Origin of the sequence: uncultured Mucilaginibacter sp. (assembly GCF_903913935.1) — a bacterium.
GTDB lineage: Bacteria > Bacteroidota > Bacteroidia > Sphingobacteriales > Sphingobacteriaceae > Mucilaginibacter.
Genome location: NZ_CAIWNH010000257.1, coordinates 1 through 12,264, shown reverse-complemented (window position 1 = coordinate 12,264; position 12,264 = coordinate 1). Strand labels below are relative to the sequence as shown.

Below are 12,264 nucleotides of genomic sequence, written 5' to 3'. Positions count from 1 at the left end.
TCGCATAGTTAGATTAGGCGCTTTAAAACAGATATTTGGTAACAAATCCAAAATCATGATAAATATAAAAAGCTGTTTACTGGTTATTCCTTTGTTATTGGCAGGGACAAATTTCAAATCTCAGAACGCTCAGGTTTGGAACAACAAACAATGCGCTGTAGTATTGACCTATGATGATGCTATTGATGTTGACCTGGATAATGTAGTCCCCGCGCTGGATTCGATGAAATTCAAAGGTACTTTTTATATCATAGGGTCATCTGCGGTGGTAAACAAGCGCATAAATGAATGGCGCCTTGCTGCTAAACACGGTCACGGGTTGGGTAACCACTCCATGTTTCATCCCTGTGATGGCAGTCTGCCGGGCCGTAGCTTTGTGGGTCCTGACAATGATCTGAGTAAATATTCTGTCGCCCGCACTGTAAATGAGATCAGGGCGACTAACGTTTTATTAAAAGCTATCGATGGCAAAGATGTAAGGACATTCGCTTATCCATGCGGCGACCGTAAAATCGGCGATGTGTTTTTTTACGAACAGCTGAGAAATGATTTTGCAGGGGCAAGGGGCGTTACCCCGGGCCTTCAGACTATAGACAAAATCGACCTGGATAACGTTGATTGTTACGCTATCAACGGCCAGAAGGCGGACTATATGATCGACCTGGTGAAAAAGGCGATGGAAACCCACACGCTGCTGGTCTTCCTTTTTCATGGCGTTGGCGGCGGGCATAACCTTAATGTCGGCCTGAAAGAGCATAGCCAGCTTTTACATTTTATTAAACAAAACGAAAAGGATATTTGGGTAGCGCCAATGGTGGATGTTGCGGAACATATCAGGAAATACCAGGCGGCGAAAAAGTATTAACTTTTATTTTCCTTAACCATTCCGTTTCGTCGATGACCTCACGATCAGCTTTGGTTTTATGCTGATGATCTTAGGTACCGTTTCCGTATCATCTTTATTACCCATTTCCTGGAAATAAAGGTTTGCCACCGTTTTGCCCATGTACACGCTAAACTGGTCTATGGTAGTAATGGATGGGCTGGTAATCTCGGTAAAAGCCTCGTTGGAGTAACCGCAAATCCCTAATTCCGATGGTACTTTAATACCCATCGCGGTAGCTACTTCCAATACACCCAGGGCAGAAAAATCGGAGGTGGAGGCGAATATAGCATCAGGTGGCTCTACCAGGTCAAGCAATTTCCGGGTACCTTCGGCGCCCAGTTCTTTTGTCCAGGCATTTTCAACAATAAGTTCATCCAGTACAGGCATACCATATTTTTTAAGCGCATTTATATACCCGGCCTTGCGCTGCCTGAAGATCTGCAGGTTTTGCGGACCCTCCAGCAGGGCAATGCGCTTATAGCCTTGTTCAATCAGGTGCGAAACTGCTTCAAGCGATGCCTGTTCATTGTCATTAATCACTTTTAAAGTTTCCAGTTCATCGGCTACCCGGTCAAACTGGATCAATTGAATGCCATTATCCAGCACATTTTGCAGGTGTTTGTGATCTGAACTATCTGCCGAAATGGATATCACAATACAATCAACATGCTGGTTAATCAATGTATTTACACATTTTATCTCCTTACTCTGCAATTCGTTTGACTGGCAGATAATCAGGTTATACCCTTTTTGGTAGGATGCTTCTTCAATGCCCGCTATTACATTTGAGAAAAAATTTTGATTGATAAACGGGACGACTACACCGATTGTTTTTGACTGGCCCTTGCGCAAGTTGGAAGCCAGGGTGTTGCGCTTATAATTTAACTCGGCCGCCGTTTTGATGATTAATTTCTTGGTTGCTTCGTTCACCTGATCACTATTATTTAAAGCCCGCGAGACCGAAGATGCTGCAATATTCAGCTTTTTAGCGATGTCATAAATAGTAGTTCTTTTTTTATTTTTCATATAATTCGTAAAAATAATAAAATAAATTCCTGCAATCGATTGCAGATTAAAAAAATAATTTAATTTCGCTGTGGAAAGAAAGAAGAAAGAACCAAGAGTCAAGAACCAGGAGCCAGGAAAAATATTTCCGTTTTCATTAGCTAAGCAGGGTCAATAAATGTTAGCAGGTTAGTCTTGATTCCTGATTCTTGACTCTTGGTTCTTACACGCATAAACCAATATAATAATGTTATTACTAGGGATTGATTTAGGAACTTCATCCATAAAGGCTTCAGTGGTTGATGCCGCTACGCAAAAGGTAATCGCTTCGGCGCAATACCCGGATATCGAGTCACCCATCACTGTACTCCACCCGGGATGGGCAGAGCAATCTCCGGAAATGTGGTGGGAACATGTTCAAAAAGCTATTGAAATTTGCAATAATAAAGGGCTTTACGATCCTTTGGACATCGCAGCCATCGGGATAGCCTATCAGATGCATGGTTTGGTTTTGGTTGATAAAAACCAGCAGGTGTTACGCGATAGTATTATCTGGTGTGACAGCCGTGCCGTTGCAACAGGTAATAAGGCTTTTGACGCGATCGGGGAGGAGCAATGTCTTTCACACTTGCTCAATTCCCCAGGCAATTTTACTGCGTCAAAACTGGCCTGGGTAAAGGAAAACGAACCGGAAATTTACGATCGTATCGATAAATTTATGCTGCCCGGCGATTTTATTTCCATGCGGCTAACCGGCGAAATATCTTCCTCCATATCATCTTTATCTGAAGGGATATTTTACGACTTTTTAAACAATCGATTGTCAAAAGATATCATCAACTATTTCGGTTTTGACGAAGCCTTGTTTCCGGCCATTCAGCCTGTGTTTTCAGCACATGGCAGTCTGGCGTCTTCTGTGGCTCAAAAATTAAAATTAAAGCCGGGTATTCCAATTGCCTACAAAGCCGGCGACCAACCCAATAACGCACTTTCTTTAAACGTACTAAATCCCGGCGAAGTGGCTGCAACGGCAGGCACTTCAGGCGTTATTTATGGGGTAAGCGATCAACTGGCTTACGACCAGCAATCACGGGTAAATACTTTCGCCCACGTAAATTATGCAGAAACCCAAAAACGGTTGGGAGTGCTCCTTTGTATCAATGGCGTAGGCAGTATGTACCGGTGGTTGAAGAATATTATCGGCGCATCAGAAAGTTATTTGCAGATGAACAGTAAGGGAGCAGAAGCCCCGGCAGGCAGCAACGGCCTTTTAGTATTGCCGTTTGGCAATGGTGCCGAACGGATGCTCAACAATAAAATTGTAGGGGCTCAGTTTTGTAATATCGACCTGAATATCCACACCCAGGCGCATATGATCAGGGCCGTACAGGAAGGCATCGCATTCGCGTTCAGGTATGGCCTGGATATTATGCGTGAAAACGGTATGAACCCGACGGTGATCAGGGCAGGAAAGAACAACCTGTTTTTGAGTGAGTTATTTACAGAAACCTTTGTGAATATAACTGGCGTACCTGTTGAACTATACAAAAATGATGGCAGCGTTGGCGCGGCGCTCGGTGCAGGTATCGGGGCAAATATCTTTTCATCCCCTAAACAGGCATTTGAACATATGCACCCGGTCGAATTGGTTGAACCCTCAACCCAAAACCTGGAGCCCGCATATCATGAATGGAAAACTTTACTGCAAAAACAACTATAAAAATAATCAGTATAACTAAAATAAAATCGGTGTAATCACAAATAAAATCAGTGAAATCATGACTATAATAACAGGAGAAAAGGAATTTTTTAAAGGCATAGGCCAGGTAAAATTCGAAGGAGCACAATCAGATAACCCGCTGGCATTCCGCTGGTATGATGAAAATAAAGTAGTGGCAGGCAAAACCATGAAAGATCATTTGCGTTTTGCCTGCGCTTACTGGCATTCGTTCTGTGGTTCAGGTGCCGATCCATTTGGCGAGCCAACCCATTTGTTCCCATGGAATGAAAAAGCCGATGCCGTTGAACGTGCAAAAGACAAAATGGACGCAGCATTTGAGTTCATCACAAAAATGGGCATGCATTATTACTGCTTCCATGATGTGGACGTAGTAGATTACACCAACGATGTTAATGAAAACGACCGTCGCCTGCAGGCTTTGGTGGAATACGCCAAACAAAAACAAGTCGCCAGTGGTGTGAAATTATTATGGGGAACAGCCAATTTATTCAGCCACCGCAGGTATATGAACGGCGCGGCAACCAATCCTGATTTCCAGGTACTGAGCCATGCCGGCGCACAGGTAAAGGCTGCTTTGGACGCAACCATCGCCCTTGGCGGCGAAAACTATGTGTTCTGGGGTGGACGTGAAGGTTATATGAGCTTGCTGAATACCGATATGAAGCGTGAACAGGAACACCTGGCCAAATTCCTGCATACTGCAAAAGATTATGCCCGCAAACAAGGTTTTAAAGGAACATTCTTTATCGAACCAAAACCATGCGAACCAACCAAACACCAGTATGATTATGATGCAGCTACTGTTTTAGGCTTTTTGCAGAAATACGATTTGATCAACGATTTTAAGCTGAACCTTGAGGTTAACCACGCAACATTGGCCGGCCATACTTTTCAGCATGAGTTGCAGGTAGCTGCGGGCGCTGGTTTATTGGGTTCAATAGATGCCAACCGCGGCGACACACAAAACGGCTGGGATACCGACCAGTTCCCTAATGATATCAACGAAGTGACCGAGATCATGATGATCATCCTGGAAGCAGGTGGTTTTGCCGGTGGTGGTATCAACTTTGACGCCAAGATCCGCCGTAATTCAACTGATCCTGCTGATTTGTTTTATGCCCACGTGGGCGGTATGGACATTTTTGCCAGGGCACTGATCACCGCGGATAACATCCTCCAAAAATCCGAATATTTAAAACTTCGTAAAGACAGGTATGCCTCTTTCGACACCGGCAAAGGAAAAGCCTTTGAAGAAGGTAAATTAACACTGGAAGACCTGCGCGCCTATGCCATTGAAAACGGCGAGCCGGCAACTACCAGCGGCAAACAGGAGTATATTGAAAATTTGATCAACAGGTATATTTAGTTGGTTTAGTTGATTTTAAGTTGATTGGGTGATTGGTTGATTAGTTAAATTGATCGAAACAAATCAAAAATTAATCAACCAATTCATCACAATCAAAATTTAATCAAAAAAATGACTATAATTGTCAAACCAACATTTAAACTAAATATAAAATGACCAAACAATTAACCAGTGCAGACATCCTGATCTTCATTATTTATTTTCTAATAGTATCCCTGTATGGGTATTGGGTTTACAGGCGCAAAAAAAGCGGGGAGGCTACTTCAAAAGAGTATTTTTTGGCTGCCGGTTCATTAACCTGGTGGGCCATCGGCTCATCGTTAATTGCTTCTAATATCTCGGCTGAACAGATGGTTGGGATGAGCGGCAACGGTTTCAAAATGGGGATCGCTATTGCCACTTACGAATGGATGGCTGCGGCTACCCTGGTTATTGTAGCCGTATTCTTTATTCCGGTATATCTCAAAAATAAAATATATACCATGCCGCAGTTTTTAAGTCAGCGGTATAATGGTACTGTAGCAATGATAATGGCTGTTTTTTGGCTGCTGTTGTACGTAATTGTCAACCTTACTTCTATATTATTCTTAGGTGCCCTGGCTGTTCACACCATTTCGGGGATTGATACATGGGTATGTATCTTAGGGTTAGCTTTATTTGCAGTCTTTATTACACTGGGTGGCATGAAAGTTATCGGTTATACTGACGTTATTCAGGTTTTCTTTTTAATACTTGGCGGCCTTGTTACAACTTACATTGCCATCAATCTGGTATCTACGCACTACCATACATCGGGTATTTTTAACGGGCTGAAACTAATGGGCAGCCACGCCAGTGATCACTTCCACATGATACTGGGTAGGGATAATTCCAATTATGCATCGCTACCGGGTCTTACAGTACTTATAGGTGGTATGTGGATAGTAAATCTTAATTACTGGGGATGTAACCAGTACATTACCCAACGTGCATTAGGGGCAGATTTGAAAACGGCGCGAAGCGGTATTCTTTTTGCTGCATTTTTAAAGCTTTTGATGCCTGTTATTGTAGTATTACCTGGTATCGCAGCTTACATTCTTTATAAAGAAAATGTTTTTCATAGTGAGCTGATGCAAAACGGTGAGTTAAATCCTGACAGATCATATCCCGTATTGCTAAACCTGTTACCCTCTGGATTAAAAGGCTTATCGTTTGCAGCACTTACTGCTGCCGTTGTAGCCTCATTAGCAGGAAAAGCCAATAGTATAGCCACTATTTTTACGATGGATATTTATAAAAAATTCAACCCCGAAATGACTGAAAAGAAAATGGTGCGTGTGGGTAAAATCACCGTGGTTGCTGCAATGGTTGTTGGAGTTTTAATATGCACACATTTAGGTATTGATAAAAAGGGCGGGTTTGATTTTATACAGGAATATACCGGATTTGTTTCGCCTGGCATTTTCGCCATGTTTATTTTGGGCTTCTTTTGGAAAAAGAGTACTTCAAATGCTGCGCTTTTTTCTACCATTGGCGGATTTGTGTTTTCGGTAGTATTTAAACTATTGCCTTTGTACACAAACCTTGAACCCTTGAAGAATTTTGGTTTCTCAACCCTGGTAACCCAAAATGATGGTGTTACAAAGTTGTGGGAGATCCCATTTCTCGATCGTATGGGTATCGTATTTGTAATTTGTATGATCGGCATGTACATTATCTCAATGATAGAGAATGCCAAAGGCACAAAGGTGCATGCGCTGGAAGTGGATACGAAAATGTTCAAGACAACTACTGGTTTTGCAATTGGGGCACTTATCATAATCGCCATCCTTACGGGGCTTTATACAGCGCTTTGGTAGGCTCAATATTATCCAATAAAAAAACAGCGATGAGCCTTAAACTCATCGCTGTTTTTTTTGCATATACCGTACCAAACATCCGGCAGCACCTGGCATCGTTTAGCGCTGCTGAAACCCTTTATTTGCTCAAATAATGGCCAAAATGCCTCCTGATTTCCTAATGAAACTACCCGGTATTGCGGGAAATCACCATTAAAAATACAGTAGTAATACGTTCATTTTCACGTATTAACCATACCATACTCCGCGTTGACTCCATCTAATTTTGTTGGTAATTATTAGCGCCGGAAAACTCCTGCAATTATCGGAGGTCCACCGTCACTTTTAAATACTAAACCTTATTCAAATGCTGCCAATGTCAGCGCATTTACAAACAAAAATTAAATCTGATACCATGAAAAGCAAAACATCACCCGAAGAAATTAAAGCGGCTATTTTGAAAGCCCCTGAGAAACCCTGGCACAACCCTGTCAGTAACGAACAGCCGGTAATTACCTACAAGGTTTGCCACGCCGTTACCAAAGGGCAGGAGGCCATTATTAAAGGCATGCTTGCCAAAACGCCCATCATCAGTTTTGGCAACACCACACAAAGCGAACTGTTTATCGCCCATTCCGCAACAACCACCCGTACCGAAGTTATGGGTAAATCCATTTATGGCTCGGATATCGTAACGATTACCGAAAACGGCGGCGGATTCCTGTTCCTCGACAAAGGTTCCAAAACCTACGCGCAGATGGCTAAGGAGCAAAAGATAAAGCACTACTATAAAGAACGGTTTAAAGCCAAAACAATAGTCGACCTTGAAAAAAGGGAAGCTGTGATAGAAATTGAAAGCCCTTACAAGCTGAAATATGTTTTACAACTGGACCGCGATGAAAAGCTGGGCGCTTTTACCAAAGATATAGTAGCGAACGTGATCGGCTGCCCTACATTATTTGCGGCTGCCGGTGTCGACCTTGATCCTGTTATCAGGGCCGGGATGCCGGTTAAAGGCGAAACATTTATGTTATCCGGCGCCGGAGCCTGGGAAAGTATCTCTTCCTTCGTAATATCCGACGTATCAGTAGCCCGCGACCGCAAGGATTTATTTGAAGTTCCGAAAGGGTACAAAGACCTGCGCGAGATCTATCGTCAGCAAAAAGGCAACGGCGGCAGCAAAGTGAACTTTCCGACCGTGGTGATAGGCGATAACCGCAATTCGGCAAATTCACCATCGGGCGCACCCGACAAGGGCGACGGGCCAACAGGCACTTCATCGCAGGCGCTCACCTTCAGCAGCACCGAAGTAAACCGGATTCCCGAGTGCTTCCCTGAAACCTATGGTGCAAAAGTTTCTGACCTGGTTGACGAAAAGCTGCTGGACGATATTAAGTTTCTGGTAAACACCGTTACCAAACGGCTCAATAATTTTTCGGGCAATAACGGTACCTTAACGCTTGACTGGCTGAACCAGGTAGAAGCCGAAGCCAATGCCCTTGAGGCTGGCGCCGGCGGCACGTCAACACCAGGCACGGGCCTTTTCCATTTACTGCACAACGACACCAGCACGGGCGTGCTGGATTCGCTGGCTAAAAAAAGCATTGCCGGCTTGCTCGTCAGCGGCAATAACTTAAGCGACATCGGTCTGTCGGCCGGTTTGCAGGCTACAATCAACGGCATCATCGCCAACGGAAGCATCACCCCTCAAAATCGTTTCAGCAGCTTGTCAGGTCCCAACCAGGATATTGTTATTAAGCACTACGTTTTTAATAAAATAGGTACCGTATCAATAGCTTACCCTACCAGCAGCGGCACCCAAAGTTTTGTTGCCGGGCTTTTAAATGTTGCCGTAAACAATATTGCTTTTAATGTGGCCATAAACGATACCCCGGTGGTTAGTAATTTAAATTTCGATGGGGGAGGGATCCATCTCACCGTAAACCTGCCCGATGCGTCAGGCTCTGCATACCTTGATATATGGGTAAGTTCGGGCTATTGGGCAGCTGTAGTGGGCGCGGGCATTGCCTGCTTCTTTGGCGTTGGCTGCGAATTTTTGGCGCTGCTGATAGCGGTTGGCCTGCTGGTTGATTCAACTTCGGGGCCAGCTACTATCGACCTGCAAAATCTGTCCATCGATGCCGAAATTGGTTTGGTGCCAAATGCGGTACAGGTATTGCAGCCTAAGGTTACTATGCTGCACCTTAACGCTACGGTACATACTACGTGGACACCGAGCGTTTCACTCGGTCTCAACAATTTAATCGACGATATCGTATCGGTAGTTGCCGACCATACCAGCATTATTTTAAATGCCGCGCAATCGGCCATTCAAAGCAAGCTAAACAGTTACCTGGATAAGGACCTTGGCATAACTTACCCGCCCAAGTTTGGCCCGGTAAACTTAACAGGCATTGGCAATAATGTTGATTTTGAGGCCAATAAGTTTGGCTATGTAGAGGAAAACCTGAATGCCGGTTCACTGGGGATAATTGACCCTTATGTAACGCAAATTGATTCGGTGCTCGAACCGAACATCCTTACCCTGCGCGACAAGTTTAAGGTTGACTTTGAAGATACCGAAGCGGCAATGAACGGTGTAAACGGTTCGTTGCTTGGCTGGGCCACACTTGATTTTACCTCGGTTGCCCGCTACTACCTGGGCACCGTGTTATCGCAAAACTTTATCAACTATTATATCTACTCGTTATGGCGAAACGGCAGTTTCAATTTCAATTTCTCAACGGTGCAAACCCATGTGATCTACGATGTGGTACGCGCCGCGTTCCCGGCTTTGGGTTTACCGCCATTTAACAGCAAAATGATGGCGCACCTGTGGCCGTCAGTGCCGCCACGGACACTGTTTACACCAGCGCCCGCTTCAACCGGCGAATATTACGCCACAACGTTTTTTGATGACGTAAGGCTATGTTTTGAGGCGACCGAGAAAATTACCATAGAGTTTTCTTTTGCCGCCCAGGCCTATACCGAGATCGGTTTTGGCGGTCTTAACTCCACCACAGGCCAGCTTGACCTGTTGAAAGTGGCCGACCGCGTGTTCGATATTTATTTCGACCTCAGCCATTTGGGTGTACAGGTGATCAACCCCGAAGTGCAAAATTTTGTGATCCCGGGTATGCAGCCTGCTATTAATTTTGATTATACGCCGCTTACCCAAATGCAGACCTTATTTGCACAGGTGCTGAAATGGTCGCTGGTGAGCCGCGATAACAGTTGCATCCCGCATGGCACCGGCGATCCGGTTTACCTGCAGCGCTATGCCATCGGCACCAGCAATGCATGGGGAAGCAAAAACGCCGGTAACCCATTGGCCGCAGTATTTCAACTGCTGCCCTACAAAGGGAATTTATACGTTAGCCAGGGCCTCAGCGGCCTCATCACCGGCATATTGGAAGGTACTGATGACCTCGACATTGATACCATGACCGCCGATACCGCAACTATCATCACAGCGTTTATTTAAACAAACCCTGTTTTTAGTTGGGAGTAACCGCCCCCGGGGATCAAATCCCGGGGGCTTTTTTTGGGGAATGAGGTCGCAAAAAAGGGTTACACAATTTCTGTTGAATTGGGAGTGGGAATTTGTTGCGTTGCGCAACCCGCGCAACACCCTGCAATGAAGCGTAACATATTTGATAATTAGTAGCTTTTCTGTTTCAGGCAAATATTTTGGGTTAACCTTTGGTGTTGCTTTATTACATGTCAGCGGCGTACGAAGGCGATGGCAAGGGCCTTTACGCGGATTCTTGAGCGAGAGGGGGAACAGCCGGCGGTTAGCCGCGATTTGCAAAAATTTACTCACTAAGCTTTTTCTTTGCCAAATGTGGTGATAGTGTCTTTGACCAACGCGGTAAAATTACCACCTTCATTTCCGAACCAAATATCCTCTTTGCCAAATACGAAAAACGAATAACTAAAAAGTCTCCACTGCATTTATCCAGGAAAACGAATCATTAATAATATCATACTTATTCTCCCGCAAATAGGCTAAGTAGGCCAGGCTTATCGGTGACAGCTTTTTATTTTCCAACCAGATCAATCGCCATTGCGACCTGATAGGAAAACCGTATGTGGGAAGTATTTTAATTTCACCCGATTTAATTTCGTTACGAAGCCCGATCAACGGCATGATGGAATACCCGAGCCCGGCTATAACCGCCTGTTTGACTGCCTCGTTCGAGGTTAGTTCGATTTTTTTGCTGACAATTATTTTACTCCGCTCAAAGAAACCTTCCATAATGGTGCGGGTAGCAGAACCCTGCTCGCGGTAGATCATCGGCAGCTTGTTGAAAATATCCTGTGTGTATTGCCCTTGTTCTAAAACATGCTCACGGTTGCCAACAAGGTATAGTTTATTTTCCAGCAGGATTTCCTCCTCAACGTTCAGTTTTTCCGGCAAAACGGAAACTAAACCGAAATCCACCTCATTATTTTCCATGGTTTTCAATACGCTTGATTTATTGGTCACTTCCATAGTTAGGTCAATTTCAGTGTATTTTTTTAAGAACCCTGACAGAAAATACGGCATCACATATTTGCCCGTTGAAACAACCGCTATTTTTAATCTGCCCGACAAAATACCTTTGTAAGCTTCTGTTTTGTAATTGATCATTTCTACTTGCTGAAGTATCCCCCACGCTGTCGCAAGCGTTTTTTCTCCTCTCGCTGCCGCAAGTCTCCTGGCTTGTGGCCCACTGACAGGTCGCGTGCCGACAGGTGGCCCGTCTTCCCTTTGTTAAGCGTTTTGTATTAAAACAGAATTTTGTAGTTTTAATGCATAAGCCGCCACTACAAATTCTATTATCGCGAAGGTTTATATGCTACTGACCTGGCTCACCCGCAAAAGCTGGCTACCTAAACGCGGACCACAAGCCAGGGGGCTTGCGGTCAATGTCATTAAGTTAAGGAAAAAAAGAAGGAAATTAATATCGAATAATGAATTTTGAATGTCGAATTTCGAAGTTTCTTACTTCACTATTCAACATTCGATATTGGGTGTTCGATATTAAAACGCTTAACTTAATGACATTGGGCTTGCGGTAGCGTTGGGGCTGTACCCGTGCATATTTAATATTTCATGGTAAATATGCATGGCTGGGAGCATGAATTAAAGTAAGATAACCCACGCTTTTCTCCCTCATAGTGTAAACTCAAATCAGGATTTAGTGGTAAAAATGTATCTTCCTGAAATAGGAAGTGATTGATCATCAATTAATTACACAGATGTGCTAAAAAATGGCAATTTCGATATGGTTGATTATCAATTGATTATATAAAATGCGTAATTTTTAAAATAGTGAAACACGCTGATAATGAGCGTGTTTCATAGCGTTCCGGAATGTTCCGTGTGTCACGTCCTGAAAAAGGTTTACACTTTTTGATGATTAATCCTGTATTGAGTTTACACTTTATTTTAATCCTGTAATAG

At 44.0% G+C, this 12,264-nt stretch carries 8 protein-coding genes; 5 read left to right on the top strand and 3 right to left on the bottom strand.

The genetic code is table 11. From position 1 onward, the window contains the following. Positions 1-55: 55 nt before the first annotated feature. The gene (locus tag QZY09_RS09985; RefSeq protein WP_295671904.1) at positions 56-865 is read left to right on the top strand and encodes a polysaccharide deacetylase family protein; all 810 of its coding nucleotides are present in this window, start codon (positions 56-58) and stop codon (positions 863-865) included. A gap of 12 nt (positions 866-877) precedes the next feature. Here the strand turns inward: QZY09_RS09985 and QZY09_RS09980 are convergent, their stop codons facing one another. Then, complete coding sequence (locus tag QZY09_RS09980) at positions 878-1,912, bottom strand: LacI family DNA-binding transcriptional regulator (protein WP_295671900.1); 1,035 nt, start codon at positions 1,910-1,912, stop codon at positions 878-880. A 226-nt stretch (positions 1,913-2,138) separates the two neighbouring features. Here QZY09_RS09980 and QZY09_RS09975 point away from each other — a divergent pair, with 226 nt between their 5' ends. The 4 genes from QZY09_RS09975 to QZY09_RS09960 all read left to right on the top strand — a co-directional run bounded on the left by QZY09_RS09975 (position 2,139) and on the right by QZY09_RS09960 (position 10,299). Next, positions 2,139-3,611, top strand: a complete 1,473-nt coding sequence (locus QZY09_RS09975) for an FGGY family carbohydrate kinase (protein WP_295671897.1) — start codon at positions 2,139-2,141, stop codon at positions 3,609-3,611. Positions 3,612-3,669: 58 nt separating this feature from the next. Next, positions 3,670-4,998, top strand: a complete 1,329-nt coding sequence (gene xylA, locus QZY09_RS09970; protein WP_295671895.1) for a xylose isomerase — start codon at positions 3,670-3,672, stop codon at positions 4,996-4,998. Between the two features lie 152 nt (positions 4,999-5,150). Continuing rightward, positions 5,151-6,836 carry a sodium/sugar symporter gene (locus QZY09_RS09965; protein ID WP_295671892.1) on the top strand — a complete coding sequence of 562 codons (1,686 nt, stop codon included), beginning with the start codon at positions 5,151-5,153 and terminating at the stop codon, positions 6,834-6,836. 394 nt (positions 6,837-7,230) lie between these two features. Then, the gene (locus QZY09_RS09960) at positions 7,231-10,299 is read left to right on the top strand and encodes a hypothetical protein (RefSeq protein ID WP_295671889.1); all 3,069 of its coding nucleotides are present in this window, start codon (positions 7,231-7,233) and stop codon (positions 10,297-10,299) included. Between the two features lie 338 nt (positions 10,300-10,637). Here the strand turns inward: QZY09_RS09960 and QZY09_RS09955 are convergent, their stop codons facing one another. Together QZY09_RS09955 and QZY09_RS09950 are read right to left on the bottom strand one after the other, a co-directional pair. Beyond that, positions 10,638-10,769, bottom strand: a complete 132-nt coding sequence (locus tag QZY09_RS09955) for a hypothetical protein (RefSeq protein ID WP_295671886.1) — start codon at positions 10,767-10,769, stop codon at positions 10,638-10,640. Beyond that, positions 10,750-11,448: a LysR substrate-binding domain-containing protein gene (locus QZY09_RS09950; protein ID WP_295671883.1), complete on the bottom strand. Its 699-nt coding sequence runs from the start codon at positions 11,446-11,448 to the stop codon at positions 10,750-10,752. Before QZY09_RS09950 ends, QZY09_RS09955 begins: the two co-directional genes overlap by 20 nt. Positions 11,449-12,264: the final 816 nt, after the last annotated feature.